Source organism: Bradyrhizobium sp. C9 (genome assembly GCF_002532045.1).
GTDB lineage: Bacteria > Pseudomonadota > Alphaproteobacteria > Rhizobiales > Xanthobacteraceae > Bradyrhizobium.
Window position 1 is genome coordinate 36,299 of the sequence record NZ_NWTG01000021.1, and the last position, 19,414, is coordinate 55,712.

Below are 19,414 nucleotides of genomic sequence, written 5' to 3' on the forward strand. Positions count from 1 at the left end.
CAAGAGAAGGACATCGACATCATGAAGACCATCATCCTTCTCACCGGCGTCGCCAACCAGCAATTCGCGCTCACCGAGCTGTTGAAGGCGCACAATCCGGCGCTGTCGTTCCGCTGCGCGGTGACGGCCGAGGACCTCGCGGCGATCGAGCCCGAAGTGTTGCGTGAGGCCCGGCTGCTGGCGTTCACCACCAGCGTCATCGTGCCCGAAACCATCCTGGCGGCGCTCGGCCATGGCGCCTACAATTTCCACCCCGGCCCGCCGCAATATCCCGGCTGGGCGCCGGCGCATTTCGCGCTCTATGACGGGGCGCGTACGTTCGGCGCGACGGCTCATGTGATGGCCGCGCGCGTCGATTCCGGTCCGATCGTCGGGGTCGAGTCCTTCATCATTCCCGACAAGATCGGCGTGCGCGGGCTCGAGCAGATCGCCTATGTGCGGCTTGCCCATCTGTTCTGGCGGATGTCGCGCGATCTCGCATGCGATCCCTCGCCGCTGCAGGAACTGGAGATCGCCTGGTGCGGCATCAAGAGCACCCGGCAGATGTACCGCGACATGTGCGAGCTTCCCGCCGGCATCAGCGCCGGCGAGCTGGCCCGCCGGATCCGCGCCTTCCACGACGACTTCCGCGCCATCCCGCTGACCGTCTCCGTGCACGGCATCCGCTTCGAGCTGGCGACGATCGCCACGCAGGCCCCCGAGGCACCGCAGGTGATCTCGCCGCCGCTCGCAGCTGCGTCCTAGTGGCGCCAGACGCTTCCCTGGGGATCGGCGAGCATTCCATTCAGGAGCGCTTCGGCCCGATGCAGCAGTGGCTTCGTTCCACTGCTCGACGCGATCGCAATCGCTGCGCGCAACTTATGCAGAATGGAAGTCCTGTCGTTCTCATTTGACGCCGGCGACACCGTCGCCTCTCCGAACAGCGCCTCGGCTTCCAGGCCGGAAAAGCCCTGCTGCCGCGCGGTATTCCGAGCCTCTCGCAGCATGTTCAGCGCAGCCTGCACATCCCCGAGCCGGCTAAGAGCGAGTGCCAAATAGATCGAGGTACGTATCACGATCGAGGTGTAGCTCACCGACCTGGCGACCTCTCGGGCTTCGACGAGCGTAATCCGCGCGTCAGCGAGACGTCCCTGTTCCAGATAGGCAATACCGAGATGGCAGGTGATGACCGGCACAAAGAGACGAATTCCATACTTTTGTGTAATGGCAAAAGCGTCTTCCAGGATCGCCGCTGCTTCTCCAGGATTGCCCCGCCCGAGCGCCAGACATCCAGCACTATAGCCCGCGCCAACGCGATCAAATGGCCTGTTGCTCTCATTGGCGATTGCTGACGCGCGTTGATGAAACTCGGCCGCCGTATCAATCTCTCCCAAGGTCGTGTGGGTCACGCTCTTCATCATGCAGGACAGCAGCTCCAGGGTTTTCGGCGTCGTCCCGGGCGGCGCGCTGGCGTCCGGCCCGGACAGGTGGAGGCACGCCTGTCCCAGCATCTGCTCTGCGTCGCGATAACGCCCGGCAATGAAATAGGCCTGGCCAAGGCTGTATTGTGCAAGGTTGAGCCAACCGGGATTGCCCCACTCTCCCGCCAAGCGAGCAACTTCCTCGCCGGTTTCGATGGCCTCGATCGGCGTGCCGTAGAAGTTCTGGGCCCCCGACCTGACAGCCATCGCCGCGACCTTCCGCCCGATATCATCAATCGCATTGGCGCGTCCCTCCGCGTCCCTTCCAAGGTCGAACCATTCGGCGACCTTGCCTGCGCTCATGAAGGCTGTGCGCGCCTCGATGCGGAGGTCGACCGCATCCGCTTCGCGCGAGCGAGCGAACGGCGTCTTGTCGAGTGCGGTCATCGCGATCTCGAAGTAGTTGGTTGCGTCGGCAAATGCCGATCGTGCCAGACTCTTCCGCGCGGCAGTTCTGCCGTAAGCGAAGGCTTTTTGCCAATCCTTGGCCCGGGTTGCATGGTAACAGAGCCTGTTGGGCTCATCATGCGAACTCCCATTGGCCTCCAGCGCCGCAAGAATGCGCGCATGGACGCTTTCCCTTAGCTTCTCGACCATCGAGTCATAGGTCACTTGGCGAACCATCTCGTGCGGGAACTCGAGCAAGCCATCCTGCTCGGCATCGATCCTCACCAGAAACTCCGCGCGATCGAGCGCGATCAGGCAGCGCTGAAGCGCCTCCGGCGACAGACCGGCCACCGCGCGCAGCATGGATTCCATCGACTGTGGTCCCAACGCCGCTGCGATCTGCAACAGCGAACGCTCCTCCTTCGAGATGCGGTCCAGACGCGTGGCGATCACGCCCTGGATGCTGCTTGGAATTCCGAGATCGCCAACCGGACGCGCCAGCGCCAGATCGCCCCAATGCCCGCGGAGAACGCCGCTGTCCTTGAGGCTGCGGCAGACCTCTTCGATGAAGAGCGGCACGCTGGCGGTATGAAGAACCACGCGGCTCTTCAGATCGGCCATGTTCGCGGATGAGCCCAGGATATCGTCCAGCATCTCCCGTCCCGCATTCTCGCCGAGCGAGCGCAACGCCGCGACTTCAGCGTTGCAGCGCGCGACCCAATCCGGAACTCCATTCGGCCTGCTGGTCAGCAGCACCAGAAGCCCGGGCACCTGCAGCGAAGCAAGTGACGCCATGACGGTCTCGCTCGCGCGATCGATCCAGTGCAGATCCTCGATCAGGATCACCGCACGCCGGCGAACAACCACGCCTTCGAGAATCGCGCAGCACGCCTCGCTGATCGCTCGGCCGCGCGCATGCGGCTCCAACTCGCTCCATTCCGGATCCGAGATCGGACGGTCCAGCACCGCGTCGATGGCCGAACGCTGAAGTCCTATCAGGCGCGTTGGGCCATCGGTGTCGGCCGCGGCTCCCTCCAGGATCGAGAGCATCAGGGCCTTCAGCGTACTGAACGGCGCGCCTTGAAGATTCGGGCTGCACTCGGCGTGAAACGGGAGCCAGCCGTCGCGGGTGAGTTCGTCGACGAACTCATGCACCAGCCGCGATTTCCCGATACCTGGATCACCAATCAAGAGCGCCGTTTGTCGGTTCGGGCCGGCGTCCTGCGCCAACCTCCTGAGCAGCGCAGTCTCATTCGACCGGTTGACGAACCGCGCAACGCTGCGTGCCCTGCGCACCCGCCAACTGGAGACATCGGTCGCACCCGTTACGCGGTAGATCGGCAGAGCCTCACTGAACCCCTTGAGCTGCCTGCGTCCGAGAAACTCGAACTGAACGTTACCTTCAGCGAGTTTCTGACAGGCTTCGGATGCGTAGACCTGGTTCGGTTCGGCAGCCGCTTCGAGCCGCGCCGCCAGATGCTGCGCGGCGCCGCCGATCTCATAAACCTTGGAATACTCGCTGGCGACCATGTAGGCCACGACACGCCCCGAATGGAGCCCGACCCGAACCTGGAGCCCCGAGTCGCCCAAAGCGGCGACGCGTCGAACGAGTTCGATCGCAGCATGGCAAGCAAGCGGCGCGTGGTTGTCATCAGCTATCGGGGCGCCAAATACCGCGGCGAGCCCATCACCCAATTCCTTGCTGACGATTCCGCCAAACTGGCGCACAGCGCCGCGCATGGCGGCCAGGGCCGGCTCCAGACGGGAGACCGCCTCTTCCGGATCGAGATCCGCCACGAGCCCCGTGGAATCAACCACGTCGGCGCGAAGGATCGTCACAAATCGCTGTTCGCTGTCGGGATCGACGCGCTTGGCTACGGCGGCACCACATTGGGCGCACCAATTGTCGTTCGCTCCGATCGTCGATTGGCATGCAAAGCAAAGCATTCCTGCTCTCAAAGGCTGCTGCGGTCTCGCCAGCTCAGCATCCCGGTGAGCAGCTTAGAGTAGAGATTACCCATCGGGACATGCTTATCAATCCGGACGTGCAATCCGCCCGCAACGGCGCCAACCCGAGAGGTTGCTCAACTGGACGAAATACAGTCTTGAGTGGTAGGTCGAGGCGCGAGAAATCAAACGGCGCAACTGGAGCCGTGCGACCGATTTCGTTCGACGTCCCCGCGTTGCATAACTTATGTATAGCCAGAGCAAGCCAAAGTTGTAATGAAAGGGAAATCCTATGGGCGGAAGAGTATTCAATAACCAGCAGTTCAAAGATCATATCAACGCGCACTACTATCCTTTGGACAACATGATCAAGAGCGTCACTATACTTAAGGCGTCGGATCTCATCGACATCGAGACGCTGGAATATGGCCAATACCAGCCGATCCTGTCGCCCAGGCACCAGTGGCCGGGCGGGAGCGGCAAGCTGTGGCAGAAGGAGATGGGCAAGGCGCGCCTGGACCTCGCCACTCAAGCAAGCACCGCGGCCCTCTCCAAGGACGAGGCCGGCGTCGTACCGCTGACGAAATGCGCGCTGCTGGATACCGCCGTCCGCAAGTGCTTCAACTCCCAACCGCCGATCCCGATGAAGATCGATGTGAAGGAGAAGGACAAGAATGCGCCGAACGCCGATCGGCACGACATTCTGCTGACCTGGGAGCATGCCAATGGCGACAATCAGCCGCCAACGCTCCTGCTGCTGACGATGGTCTGCCCGGCCTGATCCCCGATCGCAGCCAACACTTTCCGCACGACGGTATTGCACTCACGCGGCTGCCTGCTGGCAGCCGCATCAACCTTGGCCCACCGCCGATGCCGTGGGCGTGATCTATGACGCGGGGCGGCGCTGCTGCAACAACGCCCTCACCGCACGCTCTGCGGCGCGAGCGGAGCCGAAATGGCCGCCGTCGAGGCCATCAAAGGCGCGATCCGAGGAGAAGAAGCAGAAGCCTCCGGCGTCGCTGACGACGATACCCGCGGTTCGATCCGATACTTCGATGACGTAAGCTTGAGACGTTTTGGCTTGGGAGGTTTGGGCCTGGGACATGCGTGCGCGATCGCCGGATGACGGCGCTCCTGTCTGATTGTCGGGTGCTTGGGTTCTTTCTTAAGCGATCAACAACAGACGCCGGTCGCCGCCGAGACGCAGCGATGCTGCATGCGGCTTTGCATGTCGCACATCAAGCTGCGGTGGTAATGTCTCATGGCAGTGACCTTGAACGACGCGGGTTAGCGCGGATCAATATCCGGCCGAATCGCGCGGCGGTCAATGAAATGACCGACCAAAGATGACCGCCCGGCGCGATGCCTCATTCGCGCCAGCCTGGAAAACAGCATGGTTTTGGTGATGACGGTTGCGGTCCGCTGAATTGACTGACCTTGGCCGGGCACCGCGTGTCCTGGTGCCCGACCGCGCGTGCTCACGGCAGGATCGGCGGATGATAGGTGAAGGTCGCCATCAGGATCGCCGCCAGCAGCATCACGATCGGGAAGTGGATGAAGAACTGCACCGACGTATAGCCGATCAGGTCCTTCGACTTCAGGCCGAGGATGCCGAGCAGCGGCAGCATCCAGAACGGGTTGATGAAGTTCGGCAGCGTTTCGGCGATGTTGTAGACCATCACCGTCCAGCCGAGATGCGCGCCGATATCATTGGCTGCCTTCATGATGTAGGGCGCCTCGATGATCCACTTTCCGCCGGCCGACGGCACGAAGAAGCCGAGCAGCGCCGAATAGATTCCGACCAGGAATGAGAACACGGTGGAATTGCTGGAGGCGCCGACGAACCAGTGCGCGATCGTATCCGACAGCGTGGTGCCGCTGCTGTTCGGCACCTTGGTCAGGATCTGCGCGATGCCGGCGTAAAACGGAAACTGCAGCAGCACGCCGGAGACGCTCGGCATCGCCTTGGAAAAGGATTCGATCAGGCTGCGCGGCCGCCAGTGCAGCACGATGCCGAGAATGAGAAAGACGAAATTGTAGGTGTTGAGCCCCGACAGCGTGATCAGCGGATTGCCCGACTGGAAGGTCTGCCACAGCCAGCCGGCGGCAAGCAGCGCGATCAGGATCGTCAGCAGCGGACTGAACTCCAGCCAATCGCCCGGACGGGCCGGCTTCCTGGCCTCGATGCGATCATCGCCGAGCGCAACACCGAGATCTTCCGCCGTCTTGGCCTGTTCGGGCGCGGGGGTGGTGAAATAGCAGATCGTCGCCGACACCACGCTCACCATCGCGACAGTGACCATGTTCTGCCAGGTCAGGATGGTTTCCGAGAAGCCGATCACGCCGGTGATCGGCAGAAGCGATGCCGGAATGCTGCCGGCATTGGCCTGGAGCTGCGCGGCCGACGACGTGATGCCGAGCGTGAAGCCGCAACCGAGCCCGAGATAGCCGGCCGCGCCGGCGGCGCGATAATCGAGCCGGATATCCGTGCGCCGCGCGATCTCCCGCACCAAGAGGCCGGAGAAGATCAGGCTGAGGCCCCAGTTCAGCAGCGAGAGGAAGATGCTGAGCATCCCGACGAACACCACCGCGCCGCGCCCGGTCTTCGGCACGCTCGCGAGCCGCGCCAGCACGGCCGCGACCGGCGGCGACATCGCCACGACGTAGCCGCCGATCGCAACCAGCGCCATCTGCATCGTGAACGGAATCAGATTCCAGAACCCGTCGCCGAATGCGCGGCTGACGGCGAGCGGCGAGCCGCCATGCAGGATCGCGCCTGCGGCAACCGCGATCACGGCGATCAGGACGAAGACATACGCATCCGGAAACCAGCGCTCGGCGAACGCCACCAGGGCCTGCGAAAAGCGCGCCATGATGTTGTCAGCGACAGGTTTTCGCAGGCTCATGGTCTGGTCGTGCGTTGCATTCGTCATCAATCTGATCCCCTTCCGGTGATGCGGTTGGCCTTCAATCGTGGTTGGTCATCAAAGCGCGAGCGTGAGGTCGGTAAGCGGCACGGCCTGGCAGGCAAGGCACTGACCCCCGCTCGCATCGACTGGGCCGAGATGGGTGAATTCCCCATCGACCACCTCGACCGCGCAGCTTTCGCATTGCCCGACACGGCAGCCGTTCGGCAGCGCGATGCCCGCCGCGCTTGCGGCGTCGAGCAGCGTCCCCTGCTCCGGTCCCCATGTGAAGCTCTGCTTGCTACCCGCAAGCCGGATGGTTCGCGGCGCAAGGTCGCTCGGCACCGACGGCGGCGACACGAAGCTTTCGGCAAAGACGTCGAACCGCGGGACGCCGAGCGCCACGGCGGCCTCGATCTGGGCCGTGACGAAATCCGGCGAGCCGCAGATGTAGACCAGCGGACGGCGTGCCAGCAGCGGCTTGACCTGTTCGAGAACGACCCGCCCCCTGCGTAGCGACTGCGAACCGACCGGGTCCTGCGCGAGCGGGGCCGAATAGAACGTCACTCGCGTCAGCTCCGGCATAGAGACTTCCAGCTCGGCGAGCCGTTGCGCGAACGGATGCTCGCGGCTGCTGCGGCAGCCGTGCAGCAGCAGCACATCGGCAACGCGATCCTGTTGCGCCACCTGTTGCAAAGTCTCGAGATGGCTGATGAACGGCGTGATGCCGATGCCGGCAGCGAGGAAGACCAGCGGCCGCGGCCCCTTCAACGGTGGTGTGAAGATGCCACCCGGTGGCTCCAGCAGAATCTCGTCTCCAACCGCGAGACCATGCAGCCGATCCGGCATGAAGAACGGTGCACCGCTGCTCCGAACCTCATTGAAGAAACGCCCCTTCACCGCGATCGACAGCGCGTGCGGCTGATCGCCCGATCCGGTCAGCGAATAGGCACGCGCCTCAGCGGCGCCGGGCAGTGCTGTCATCACGTGTTGCCCCGGCAGGAAGTCGGGAAGCGGACCACCGTCCAGCGGCCGCAGGCTGAGGGCGATGACGTTATCGGCCTCGGCCCGGCGCTCGCCGACCACGAACCGTCGCCGGCCGCTCCAGACGCCGCGGCTGGCCGCCTCGTCCCGCCTGATGTCGCAGACGATCGCGCGCAGCGGGACGGAGCCGCTGACGGGATCGCGCGCATCGTCGTGCAGCACCGCGTTGATGTTGCGCGTGAGGCTGCCTGACGTCTCGGAACGATCGCGACCGAGCGGCGGACAATCCTCCCACCAGCCGAATTCGGCAACGACGACACGATCATCGAGAGCCGCATTGAGGTGCACTTTCAGGCGCACGGCTCCGCCTTGTGTCTCCACCACGGCCCAGTCGCCCTCCACAAGTCCGCGCCGCTCGGCGAGCTGCGGGCTGATCTCGACGGCCGGATCGGGTGACTTTCGCCGCAGCGAGGCGACATGCCGCCAGGAGGAGTGAACGAACCAGCCGCTCTTGGCGGTGGAGAGCACCAGCGGAAAGCGTTCGTCCGGTGCTGTCGTGAGCGGGCTGCCGACCGGTTCGACATGATCGGGCAACGGGTCGTGCCCGTGTCCGAGCATCAGCTCTGAATAGAGCTCGACACGGCGTGTCGGTGTCGCAAAGCCCGCCACTGTGCCGTCCTCACGCGCGACGGCGTATTTTTCATCGCGGAAGACCTGCGGGAAGCGGCGTCCTTCGGGATGGTCGCGCAGATCCTCGATACCAATGTTGAGCGGCGCCAGCTGGTAATTCCAGCCGGCCTTGATGTCGCCGCCGAAGAACAGATTGCCCATGCCGAGCTTGAGCGCGAGCGCCGCGGCGATCTCGTAATCGGCCTTCACTTCCCCGATCGGCTCGACCATGCGCGGGCGAAACTGCACGGTCTCGACGGCTTCCTGCGTGATCTCGAATCCGATCTTGAGCGCGTCGCGCTCCCATGGCGTGCTGGCCGGCAGCACGAAATCGGCGCTCTCCGCGGTCGGGTTCATGAACATGTCGATATGAACCTGGAATTCCAGCGCGTTCAGCGCCGCACGGTTGCGCTCCGAATGGCCCTGCGAAACCACGAAGTTGGTGCCGAAGGCGACCAGTGCGCGTACCCGGTAAGGCTCGCCCTCGAGCACGGCGCGGCTGAAATCGCGCGCCGTGATCCAGCCCTTCGCCGGGGGGCCGAGCGGCAGTTCGGCGATGCCGAGCGCCTTGGCCTGCTGCTCCAGCGGCAGGATGTTGTAATCGTTGAGCGGACGTGTCGGCGGCGGCACCGGCCAGCGATTGCCGCCTGGCCGATCGCAGGCGCCGGTCAACGCGTAGAGCGAGGCGATCGCGCGCTCGATCGCGGTGGCGTTGGTGTGCTGGCCGACGCCGGTCCAGGAATGATAGGCGAGCCGCGGCCGGGCGGAGAGCAGCGCATTGAACGCGTCGATGTCTTCGACGCGCAGCCAGGTCAGCTCCGCCACGCGCTCCGGCGTATAGGGCGCGGCGCGCTCGGCCAGCAATTCGAACGCGGTTGCTGCCGGGATCGTCTGGCCGTCGCGCGCGCGGACCGACAGTGCGCCGCGCAACCGGCCACCGCGCTTCGGCGCGTAACTTGTGTCGCAAGCCACCGGCGCGCCAGACGCATCGAGACGCACGAAAGCCTCAGGCGCGCCATCCGGCCACAACGCGTCGGCGCGCAGGAAGCGCCCGGTCGCGCGATCGACCAGCAGCGATCCATTGGTCCATTGGTCGACGAAGTCAGCATCGAAGCTGCCGGTCGCGATGAGATGACGGATCGCACCCATCGCGAGCGCGCCATCGGCGCCCGGGCGAATGCGCAGCCAGAGATCGGCCTGCTGACCCGAGCCGTTCGGCTTGGGATCGACGACGACGACCTTGGCGCCGCGGCGCCGCGCATCGGCGATCCGCGTCGCCTGGGCGAGCCAGGTGCGCGCAGGATTGTGGCCCCAGAGGATGATCGCGTCGGCATTGTCGTAGTCGGGAAAGCCAATGCCGCGGCCGAAGGTCAGCGCGTGCGCATAGTCCTTGTGCCAGCCGCAGATCTCGACCGCGTAGATCAAATTGGGACTGCCGAAGCCGCGGATGAAGCGCTCGACCCACTCAAAGCTGTCGACCATCGGCGTGCCGCTCGGCGTGGTAACGCCGAACGCAACCGCCTCGGCGCCGCTCTCGGTGCGGATCCTGCGGAGCCGATCGGCGATCTCGGTCAGAGCCTCATCCCACGGCACCTCGACCCAGCCGGGATCGGCGGCATCCCGCGGCCGGGTCCGCCTCAAGGGCACGGTCAGGCGGCGCGGGCTGGCGACGATTTCGGGTGCGGCCCGGCCCTTGGCGCACAGCGCGCCGCCGGTCGGGTGGTTATTTAGTACCTCCACGCCGACAAGGCGCCCGTCCTCGACCACGGTGACAGCACCGCAGCGCGAGCGACAAAGCGTGCAATAGCCGGGTAGCCGCTGTTTCACCGCCGTCTCATCTCTAAGTCAACCCTTATGACGCATTTTTGTAGCGCGTTACACATTTACGTCATACGCTACCGCCCTCGTCAAGGCTAAGTAATAATCAGGGACGAATCGGAGTTTGCAGCGAGAGGCGACGCGACCACCCCATGGACCAGAATTTGCGCGAACAGGTGCTGCAGCGGGTGCGCGCCGAGATCATTTCCGGGCAGAGCCTTCCCGGCACGATGTATTCGGTGCCGTCGCTCGCGGCGAGCCTCGGCGTCTCCTCGACGCCGGTGCGCGAAGCACTGCTCGAGCTCAGCCGCGGCGGCCTGGTCGAACCGATGCGCAACCGCGGCTTCAAGGTGGTGGAGCCGTCGCTGACCGAGCTGCGCAATTTGTTCGACATGCGCGAGGTGCTGGAGCTGCACGCCGCGATGCTGGTCGCCGCCAATCCTCCAAGGGATCTACCGGTCGTGCGTGGCTGGGCCGATGAGATCGCCAAGGCCGTCGAGACCGACGACGTCCAGCTCTATCTGGAAGCCGACCGCAATTATCATCGCGAGTTCATCGCCGCCGCCGGCAACGAGCTCTTGACCGACATGGTGATGGGCCTGCGCGACAAGATGCGGCTCTATGGCATCAGCTCACGCGCCGGCCTCGAACGGCAGCAGGCCTCGGTGCCCGAGCACTACCGGCTGATCGAGCTCGCGCTCGCTGGCGAGACCGAGGCGCTGCCGACCTTGCTGCGCAGCCACATCCGCTCCTGGGAGCCGATCTTCGTTGACGCCTTGATGCGCTCGAAGGAATACGCGCGCGAGCCGCTGCGGCAGGCGCGCGGATAACGCGCGGCCGGAGCTAGATTGCCTGCTGCGCTGAAGAGCTAGTCCAGAATACTCTTGTAGTGCTCCGAGAACACATCGCGGCCGATGATCAGCCGCATCACTTCGGAGCTTCCCGCCAGGATCCGATTGACGCGCGCGTCGGTAAACATTCGGCTGATCGGATACTCATCCATGTAGCCCGCGCCGCCGTGCAGTTGCACGCCGAGGTCGAGCATCTTCCACTCGACTTCCGACGACATCATCTTGGCCTTGGCGCCCATATTGCTGGTCAGGCGTCCCGCATTGTGCTCGGCCACGCAGTGATCGACGTAGACCTGCACGAGATCGATCTCGGCATCCATCTCGGCCATCCGGAACTGGGTGTTCTGCTGTTCGGCAAGCGGCTTTCCGAACAGCTTGCGATCCATCACGTATGCGCGCGTGATGTCGAACGCCTTGCGGCCGTTGGCGATCGATCCGACCGCGGAGATCAGCCGCTCCTCGGCGAGACCTTCCATCAGATAGTAGAAGCCCCTGCCCGGCTCGCCCAGCACGTTGGCCTTGGGCACCTTCACGTTCTGGAAGAACAGTTCGGCGGTGTCCTGCGCCGGCATGCCCATCTTCTTGAGATTGCGGCCGCGCTCGAACCCCTCCATGCCGCGCTCGACGATCAAGAGCACCATGGCGTGCTTCTTCTCGGCGCCTGCGAGCCTGGCCGCCACGATCACCACGTCGGAATTGATGCCGTTGGAGATGTAGGTCTTCGAGCCGTTGAGCAGGAAATGATCGCCCTTGTCTTCCGCCGTCGTCCGCATGCCCGCGAGGTCCGACCCCGCGCCGGGCTCGGTCATCGCGATCGCCAGGATCGTCTCGCCGCTGACGCATTTGGGCAGGAAGCGGTCGCGCTGCTCCTCGGTGCCAAAGCGCTTGAAATAGGAACCGACCAGGCGGCTGTGCAGCGTATTGAACCAGCCCTTGCAGCCGGAGCGCGCGGTCTCCTCGATGATGATCTGCTCATACCGGAAGTCTTCATCGCCCATCCCGCCATATTTTTCCTCGGGCCAGATCATCAGGAAGCCGAGGTCGCCGGCCTTCTTGAACGCGCTGCGGTCGACGATGCCGGCCTCCCGCCACGCCTCCATATGGGGCGCGATCTCGCTGGCGAGGAACTTGCGATAGGAGTCGCGGAAGATGGCCTGATCTTCGGTAAAGCTACGCATCATTCACCCAATGGCGCTCTCAAGCGGCGTGGAAACCAGCCGGCGTGCCGCGCGGCACTCACAAAAAAATCGGAGCGCCGGTTCTGTTTCAACCAAAACCGGCGCTCCGTTGTCGAAACAGTCGCTGCCTTACTTGCCCTTCCAATTCGGTGCGCGCTTTTCCGCGAAGGCAGCGGCGCCCTCGCGGGCATCCTCGGACACGAAGACAGGACCGACGATCTCCTGCTGCTTCTTCCACATCTGGTCTTCCGGCCAGAGCCTGGATTCGACGATCACCTGCTTGGATGCCTTGACCGCGAGCGGACCATTGGCGCCGATCGCGGCTGCAAGCTCGAGCGCGGCGTCGAGCGCCGGACCATCGGTGACGCGGTTGATGATGCCGAGTTGATAGGCGCGCTCGGCGCCGAAGAACTCGCCCGTCAACGCGAACTCCATCGCCACGCGGACCGGCATCTGGCGCGGCATGCGGATCAGCCCGCCGGCCGCGGCCGCCAGCCCGCGCTTCACCTCGGGGATACCGAACTTGGCGTTGCGGTTGGCGACGATCATGTCGCACGACAGCGCGATCTCCATCCCGCCGGCGAGTGCGTAGCCGTCGACCGCCGCGATCAGCGGCTTCTTCGGCGGCGCCTCGGTGAGGCCGGCGAAGCCGCGGCCGGGGATCGACGGCCGCTCGCCCTTCAGGAACCCCTTGAGGTCCATGCCCGAGCAGAACGTGCCCCCGGCGCCGGTGATGATGCCGACGCTGAGGGCATCGTCGGCGTCGAGCCGGTCGATCGCCGCGGCCACGCCCTTGGAAAGGGCGAGGTTGGCCGCGTTCTTGGCTTCGGGCCGGTTCAGCGTGATGATCAGTATCGGTCCGCGGACTTCAGTGAGGACCGGAGTTTCTTCGGACATCGCTTTCGTCTCCTGTTGCCGTAGCTCAGCGCGGGGCCATGCGGATGGCGCCATCGAGGCGAACGTCTTCACCGTTGAAATAGCCGTTGGTGATCATGGTCAGCGCCAGATGCGCATACTCCTCCGGCATGCCGAGACGCTTCGGGAACGGCACCGACGCGCTGAGCGCGGCCTTGACGTTCTCCGGGGCGCCCTGCAGCAGCGGCGTGTTGAAGATGCCCGGCAGGATGGTGTTGACGCGGATGCCCTCGGCCATCAGGTCACGTGCGATCGGCAGCGTCATGCCGACGACACCGGCCTTCGAGGCCGAATACGCCGCCTGCCCCATCTGGCCGTCCTCGGCCGCGACCGATGCCGTGTTGACGACCGCGCCGCGCTCACCGTGCTCCAGCGGGGACAGTGACAGCATGCCCTGCGCCGACTTGGCGATGCAGCGGAAGGTGCCGACGAGGTTGATCTGGATGATGCGGTTGAAGGCATCGATCGGGAAGTGGGTGGGCTCGCCGGTCTTCTTGTCCCGGCCGGCGGTCTTCACCGCGTTGCCGGTGCCTGCGCAGTTCACCAGGATGCGCTCCTGGCCATGCGCCGCGCGGGCCTTGGCGAAGCCCGCATCGACCTGCTCGTCGGAAGTAACGTCGACCTTGCAGAACACGCCGCCGACTTCCTTGGCGATGGCTTCGCCCTTCTCCTCGTTGAAATCGAAGATCGCGACCTTCACGCCTTGCGCCGCGAGCGCCCGCGAGGTGGCCGCGCCGAGGCCCGACGCGCCGCCGGTGACGACGGCGGCGACCGATGAATCGAGTTTCATGGCAAAATCCTTTCCCGATCAGATGCGTTCGATGATGATGGCCGGTGCCATGCCGCCGGCGGCACACATGGTGACGAGACCATAACGCCCGCCGCTGCGCTCGAGCTCGTCGAGCGCCGTGCCGATCAGGATCGATCCGGTCGCGCCGATCGGGTGGCCGAGCGCGATCGAGCCGCCATTGATGTTGACCTTCTCGCGATTGAGGTCGAGGTCGCGGATGAACTTCTCGGCGACGACCGCGAAGGCCTCGTTGATCTCCCAGACGTCGATGTCGTCCTTGGTCAGGCCGGCCTTGGCGAGAACCTTCTTGGCCGCCGGAACCGGCGCGTTGAGCATCAACGTCGGATCATCACCCTGATTGGCATAGGCCACGATCCGGCCGCGCGGCTTGAGGCCGTGCTTCTCGGCATATTGCTTCGACGTGATCAGCACCGCGGCGGCGCCGTCCACCACGCCCGAGCTGTTGCCGGCATGGTGCACGCCCTTCCACTCGAGGCCTGGGTAACGGCGCTGGATCTGCTTCTTGAACGTCGTGCCGTTGCCGAGGTCGAAATCGGCAAGCTGCTCGAAGCTCGGCTTCAGCGAAGCAAGGCCTTCGGCCGTGGTCTCGGGGCGCGGGAATTCCTCACGACCGAGGGCGACACTGCCGTCGTCGTTGAGGACCGGGATTACCGACTTGGCGAAGCGGCCTTCATCGATCGCCCGCTTGGCGCGCTGCTGGCTGACCAGCGCCAGCGCATCGCAGGCTTCCCGGCTGATCCCCTCGCGCGTGGCGATCGCGTCGCCGCACACGCCCTGGTGCGACTGCGGGTGAATCTCGTCAAGCGCCGGGTTGCCCGAACCCATCATCCGCGCCGGCTGCCCCGCCTTGGAGCGCTCGGCTGCGAGGGTCTGCTGATAGCTCATCATCTCGGTGCCGCCGGCGATGACGCAATCCTCCATCCCCGACATCACCGATGCTGCCGCGAGGTTCACCGACGTGATGCCGCCGCCGCAGAAACGATCCAGCGTCGTGCCGCTGGCATTGATGTCGTAGCCGGCGGCGAGTGCCGACATGCGTCCGAGATCGCCGCCCTGCTTGCCTTCCTGGGTCGAGGTCGACCAGATGATGTCATCGACGGTCGACGTATCGAGCTTGTTGCGCTCCTTGAGCGCGCCGAGCACCGTCGCCGCCAGTTGCTGCGGATGCAGATGCGACAGCGCACCCTTGCCCGGCTTGCCGATGCCGCGCGGCGTGCGGACCGCGTCAATGATGTATGCTTCAGACATGCGTTTCCCTTTACTTTGGATGTTTCTTGACTGTGAGCTGGTGCCGATGGTCCCGACCGTTTCCGCTGGGTCTTCTGCCCCGGAACAAGCCGAGGTGTCAGCGGTGTGGCGTGACCGAAAGCGGCGCGGCAACCGGCTTGCGCTGATCTTCGAAATACTCGAAGCGCGAGTTGATCAGCATCGACGGTTGCGCCGTGTCGCGCTCCCGCTCGTCGGCACAGACGGGCTTGTCGCAACCCTCCGCGAACAACGGGACGCTAGGCGCGGCGGCGTGCGGACCGAGAGCATATTTCTGCTCTTGTGGCAGGTAAATCAGTTGACCGATCTGGGTGAGGGTCAAGGTGAGACGGGAGACCGTCGATCGGGGAAGGCCGCAGCGATCGGCGATGTCGCGATTGCCCAGGCGTATGCTTCGACCTTCGAAGCAACGCACGATGTCGAATGCGCGCGATACCACCTGTATCACGCGCCGGTTGTCCGTGCCGGCGGTGTCTTGCGCCATCAGTACCTCAGATCGACGTCCCATCGTTTACGCCTCACTCCTCATTTGTCGTACGGGTGAATGAAGCCCACCCTGGTTCGGGCAGGCCGCGCCGATCCGCGACATCGCAGTCGAGCGCGTGAACGGATCTGCATGCGGGATCTGACGGCGGCGATAGGCGCACGCCGTGTCGCCGCCCTTGAGGACCGGGCCGACGCTGCTCGGCAAACGAATTCGGTGCCGGAAAAGCCATTCCCAGCCTGTTCGAGATCGGTCTGCACGGCGCCGACGGCCGCCTGGTCGTCCAGCCCCGGCGAAGCCGCGACCGCGCGGGGTATGCAGCTTCGGATAACGACGGCCGGCCGGCATCAGGCGGATTCTTTCCCTAGGGTTTCAGACCTTAATTAATTGATTAATTAGTCAGGTGATTAAAGTGGGCGCTCCCCCCTGTCAACCGTCCTCGCCGCAGGGCGCCCCGCGCCCGGGTCGCACCTCACGCATCACTCAAGCCGCTCTGGGCCGGTTTATCGGACAGTAGCTGCCGATCCGTCGTGACGAATGTCGGACCGGTGTTGGGCAGTGATTGAACGAGGTGCGCGACACGAGAGCCCACCCGCAATCGCCGAGATGCAGCGATGGGGCAAGCGGTTTCCTAGTCGCGCATCAGCTTTCGTCGTCGGTACGACACGCGCTCACGCTGCTCTCGCCCTGCAAGCACCACTCAGATCTCGAAATGCGATCGCTGATCGGCGATCGCTCCGAGAATGAATTTCCTTTGTCAGTTCGGCGGGCGAAGTGACCGTTCCACAGAACCAACATCGTTCGATTCATTCATTACCAATTGGACGCGTCGATCATGGTTCGCGTTCGAGCAGGGCAAAGACGTGCTATTTAAGAGGGACGACTATTCGACGGAGGTTTTATGCGTCTCGCATCCTCTTGGTTTCACACCCTCGGTCGCATGACCCGACAACTGCAGCGCTGGCGCGGGAAGCTCGCCCGCGCCGCAAATCCTGATGGACAGCGCGATCTACACGAGCTCTTCCTGTTCGGGCCACATGGCTAGCTGAACCGGTCGCACGCAGCGCGTGCTGCGGTTTTGGCTGGCCCGAAACAGTTGCCCAAGGCAGTTGCTGAAGACACGCGCGGCCAACGTTCTCGCCGTGGCGGCCTGTCCACGTTTCCCCGACATCCGCAATCAGTGCGCCGAACTCGCTGCCCTGCTCTCCCGCACTGAAGAAACAGGGCAGCACCCGCTCCGCCGTGAACTGACGCGCGTTTAGCTGCTGAAGCCGGCCGGAATGAACGCCGGCAGCTTGTCCTCGATGAATTTCTTCACCTCGGGCGAGTCGAAGACCTGGATGAAGGCCTTGAGGCGCGGATCATCCTTCTTGTCCGGCCGTGCCGTGAAGCGCAGGACCAGTCCGTCATCCACCGTGCGATCGATCAGCAGCGCCGATTTCGGATCGCCGCCCGCGGGGATCAAATAGGTGATGTTGACGAGTGCGAGCGTGACGTCGTCGAGCGAGCGATAGGTCTGCGCCGGATCGAGCTCGACGATCTTCAGATTCCTGGGGTTCTCAATGATGTCGAACCGGCTCACCGCGAAGCCCTTGCCCGGCGTCAGCTTGATCAGGCCAGCCCGCTCGAGCAAGATCAATCCACGCGCGCCGTTGAGCGGCTCGTTCGGGATCGCGACGCTGTCGCCTGACTTGATCTCGTCAAGGGACTTGATCTTCTTCGAGAACAGCCCGACCGGTGCGATCACGCCGACCTTGTCGACCTGGACCAGATTGAAGCCGCGCTGCTTGTTCTGGATCGCAAGATAAGTGCCGTGCTGGAACAGGTTGGCGTCGACGTCGCCGCTGTTGACCACCTCGTTCAAGGCGACCCAATCGGACAGCTCGACGACCTTGACGTCCTGTCCCTTGTCCTTGGCCAGCTTGGCGGCGAACGCTGCGAGCTGGCCGACCGGACCGGCGCTGGTCGCGATCTTGAGGGGTTCGTCGGCAACGGCACTCGCCGTCAGGGCAAGTAGAACGCCTGCCGCGTGCGCCAGGCGCAACAATGTCTTCATCATCTCAATCCTGCTTTGATTTTACCAAATGCGATCACGCCGCTTTGCGGGCGCTGCTGCCTGCCTCGGCCTGGGCCAATGCCTGAACGAGGTCGGCGATGATGTCGTCAGGGTGCTCGATCCCGACCGCAAGCCGCACATAGCCGGGTGTGACGCCGGCCGCGATTTGCTCCGCACCGGTCAGCTGCTGGTGGGTGGTCGAGGCCGGATGGATCGCGAGCGACCGCGCATCGTCGATGTTGGCGACGTGATAGAACAGCTTCAGCGCATCGATGAAGCGGCGACCGGCCTCGACACCACCTTTCAGCTCGAAGCCGACCAGCGCGCCATAGCCGCCTTTCAGGTAGGTGTCGGCGCGGCGGCGATTCTCGCCGTCCTGCAATCCCGGGAAGATCACATGGGAAACGCTGGGGTGCCTGGCCAGGAACTCCGCCACCTTGATGGCATTCTCGTTATGCTGGCGAAGCCGCAGCGGCAATGTTTCGAGCCCCTGGATGAACTGGAAGGCGTTCTGCGGCGCGATCGCGGCGCCGAGATCGCGCAACAGCTTGACGCGCGCCCGCAGGATGTAGGCGATCGGGCCGAGCGGTTTGGCGGCCTCCGTCCAGATCGCACCGTGATAGGCGGCGTCCGGCTGCGTCAGCAGCGGAAAACGCTCGGCATGCGCCGCCCAGTCGAAATTGCCGCCATCGATGATCGCGCCGCCGATCGACGTGCCATGGCCGCCGATATACTTCGTCGCCGAATAGACCACGATCGCGGCACCATGCTCGAACGGACGTGCCATCAACGGCACCGCCGTGTTGTCGAGGATCAGCGGCACGCCGAGCGAGCGACCGATATCGGCCACTTCCCTGATCGGAAACACATTGAGCTTGGGATTGGGCAGAGTTTCGGCAAAATAGGCCCGGGTCTTCGCATCGGTGGCACGACGGAAATTCTCCGGATCGGCCGGATCGACGAACCGCACCTCGATGCCGAACTGCTTCAGGGTCTGCGACAGCAGCGTCCAGGTGCCACCATAGAGATCGGTCGACGAGACGATGTTGTCGCCGGCCTGGGCGATGTTGAAGATGGCAAAGGCCGAGGCGGTCTGGCCCGACGCCACGGCGAGCGCGCCGACGCCGCCCTCCAGCGCCGCCAGCCGTTCCTCGAAGGCGTCCGTCGTCGGGTTCTTGATCCTCGTGTAGATCTGCCCGATCGCTTCCAGCGCGAACAACCGCGAGGCATGGTCGGTGTTCTCGAACTGGAACGAGGTGGTCTGATAGATCGGAACCGCCACCGCACCGGTCGCGGGATCGGACCGGTAGGACCCGCCATGAAGGGCGAGCGTCTCGAGATTCTTCGTTTCGACCGGCATTTCGAACTCTCCTGGGATCGGTGGACCACGCGCTGCAAGTCGCGAAATGATGCGCAGCGACTTTGCCGCTGTCGAGATGTCCAGAAAAATAGCGATGGACGTGCTGACGTCTCGCGGAACGGCATCTTGAATTTTTCAGGCGGAATATCCGGCACGACGCATTTGTTTCGTAGGCCGGTGGTCAGTGCCGACGCGTGAGATCTCGGCTCACACAGTGCGGCAATGATCCGCGGGCCGTGTTGCATGAACGCGTCCGGCCCGCCCACGCGCGTCAAGGGGCGTAACGTGCTGTCGGGCAATTCCGCTGCAGCAGGATTGTTTC

At 64.2% G+C, this 19,414-nt stretch carries 13 protein-coding genes and 1 pseudogene; 3 read left to right on the forward strand and 11 right to left on the reverse strand.

Going from position 1 to position 19,414, the window contains the following annotated elements:
- Positions 1-18: 18 nt before the first annotated feature.
- Entirely contained in the window at positions 19-744 is a 726-nt protein-coding gene (locus CO675_RS30450; RefSeq protein WP_198964804.1) for a formyltransferase family protein, read from the forward strand.
- Here the strand turns inward: CO675_RS30450 and CO675_RS30455 are convergent.
- Positions 741-3,794, reverse strand: coding sequence for an ATP-binding protein (locus tag CO675_RS30455; RefSeq protein ID WP_097675468.1), 3,054 nt, complete (start codon positions 3,792-3,794; stop codon positions 741-743). The two genes, CO675_RS30450 and CO675_RS30455, sit on opposite strands and share 4 nt — an antisense overlap.
- Before the next feature lie 364 nt (positions 3,795-4,158).
- On the opposite strand from CO675_RS30455, the gene CO675_RS30460 reads away from it, so the two are divergent.
- Positions 4,159-4,575, forward strand: coding sequence for a hypothetical protein (locus tag CO675_RS30460; protein ID WP_245452993.1), 417 nt, complete (start codon positions 4,159-4,161; stop codon positions 4,573-4,575).
- Positions 4,576-4,680: 105 nt separating this feature from the next.
- Here the strand turns inward: CO675_RS30460 and CO675_RS30465 are convergent, their stop codons facing one another.
- From CO675_RS30465 to CO675_RS30475, 3 genes are all read right to left on the reverse strand, one after another.
- Complete coding sequence (locus CO675_RS30465; protein ID WP_097675470.1) at positions 4,681-4,899, reverse strand: hypothetical protein; 219 nt, start codon at positions 4,897-4,899, stop codon at positions 4,681-4,683.
- A gap of 373 nt (positions 4,900-5,272) precedes the next feature.
- On the reverse strand, positions 5,273-6,727 hold the full coding sequence (locus CO675_RS30470) for a short-chain fatty acid transporter (protein ID WP_097675471.1): 1,455 nt from the start codon (positions 6,725-6,727) through the stop codon (positions 5,273-5,275).
- 51 nt (positions 6,728-6,778) lie between these two features.
- Positions 6,779-10,180: a molybdopterin-dependent oxidoreductase gene (locus CO675_RS30475; RefSeq protein ID WP_097675472.1), complete on the reverse strand. Its 3,402-nt coding sequence runs from the start codon at positions 10,178-10,180 to the stop codon at positions 6,779-6,781.
- Between the two features lie 143 nt (positions 10,181-10,323).
- On the opposite strand from CO675_RS30475, the gene CO675_RS30480 reads away from it, so the two are divergent.
- Positions 10,324-11,001 (forward strand): GntR family transcriptional regulator, encoded by a 678-nt coding sequence (locus CO675_RS30480; RefSeq protein ID WP_097675473.1) that lies wholly within the window; start codon positions 10,324-10,326, stop codon positions 10,999-11,001.
- A gap of 38 nt (positions 11,002-11,039) precedes the next feature.
- Here CO675_RS30480 and CO675_RS30485 read toward each other — a convergent pair whose 3' ends face one another.
- From CO675_RS30485 to CO675_RS30515, 7 genes and pseudogenes are all read right to left on the reverse strand, one after another.
- Positions 11,040-12,200: an acyl-CoA dehydrogenase family protein gene (locus CO675_RS30485; RefSeq protein WP_097675554.1), complete on the reverse strand. Its 1,161-nt coding sequence runs from the start codon at positions 12,198-12,200 to the stop codon at positions 11,040-11,042.
- 129 nt (positions 12,201-12,329) lie between these two features.
- Positions 12,330-13,097, reverse strand: coding sequence for a crotonase/enoyl-CoA hydratase family protein (locus CO675_RS30490; protein ID WP_097675555.1), 768 nt, complete (start codon positions 13,095-13,097; stop codon positions 12,330-12,332).
- 25 nt (positions 13,098-13,122) lie between these two features.
- The gene (locus CO675_RS30495) at positions 13,123-13,905 is read right to left on the reverse strand and encodes an SDR family NAD(P)-dependent oxidoreductase (protein WP_097675474.1); all 783 of its coding nucleotides are present in this window, start codon (positions 13,903-13,905) and stop codon (positions 13,123-13,125) included.
- 18 nt (positions 13,906-13,923) lie between these two features.
- Complete coding sequence (locus CO675_RS30500; RefSeq protein WP_097675475.1) at positions 13,924-15,174, reverse strand: acetyl-CoA C-acetyltransferase; 1,251 nt, start codon at positions 15,172-15,174, stop codon at positions 13,924-13,926.
- Between the two features lie 247 nt (positions 15,175-15,421).
- Positions 15,422-15,700, reverse strand: a pseudogene (locus tag CO675_RS41660) (helix-turn-helix domain-containing protein); the annotation flags it as partial.
- A gap of 1,234 nt (positions 15,701-16,934) precedes the next feature.
- Complete coding sequence (locus CO675_RS30510; protein ID WP_097675556.1) at positions 16,935-17,732, reverse strand: MetQ/NlpA family ABC transporter substrate-binding protein; 798 nt, start codon at positions 17,730-17,732, stop codon at positions 16,935-16,937.
- Between the two features lie 34 nt (positions 17,733-17,766).
- Entirely contained in the window at positions 17,767-19,092 is a 1,326-nt protein-coding gene (locus CO675_RS30515) for an O-acetylhomoserine aminocarboxypropyltransferase/cysteine synthase family protein (RefSeq protein WP_097675477.1), read from the reverse strand.
- Between the last annotated feature and the right edge of the window lie 322 nt (positions 19,093-19,414).

Coding starts and splice junctions, on each gene's coding strand:
- CO675_RS30455 (WP_097675468.1), bottom strand. CDS start 3,794: ATGCTTTGCTTTGCATGCCAATCGACGATCGGAGCGAACGACAATTGG.
- CO675_RS30460 (WP_245452993.1), top strand. CDS start 4,159: ATGATCAAGAGCGTCACTATACTTAAGGCGTCGGATCTCATCGACATC.
- CO675_RS30465 (WP_097675470.1), bottom strand. CDS start 4,899: ATGTCCCAGGCCCAAACCTCCCAAGCCAAAACGTCTCAAGCTTACGTC.
- CO675_RS30470 (WP_097675471.1), bottom strand. CDS start 6,727: ATGACGAATGCAACGCACGACCAGACCATGAGCCTGCGAAAACCTGTC.
- CO675_RS30480 (WP_097675473.1), top strand. CDS start 10,324: ATGGACCAGAATTTGCGCGAACAGGTGCTGCAGCGGGTGCGCGCCGAG.
- CO675_RS30485 (WP_097675554.1), bottom strand. CDS start 12,200: ATGCGTAGCTTTACCGAAGATCAGGCCATCTTCCGCGACTCCTATCGC.
- CO675_RS30490 (WP_097675555.1), bottom strand. CDS start 13,097: ATGTCCGAAGAAACTCCGGTCCTCACTGAAGTCCGCGGACCGATACTG.
- CO675_RS30495 (WP_097675474.1), bottom strand. CDS start 13,905: ATGAAACTCGATTCATCGGTCGCCGCCGTCGTCACCGGCGGCGCGTCG.
- CO675_RS30500 (WP_097675475.1), bottom strand. CDS start 15,174: ATGTCTGAAGCATACATCATTGACGCGGTCCGCACGCCGCGCGGCATC.
- CO675_RS30510 (WP_097675556.1), bottom strand. CDS start 17,732: ATGAAGACATTGTTGCGCCTGGCGCACGCGGCAGGCGTTCTACTTGCC.
- CO675_RS30515 (WP_097675477.1), bottom strand. CDS start 19,092: ATGCCGGTCGAAACGAAGAATCTCGAGACGCTCGCCCTTCATGGCGGG.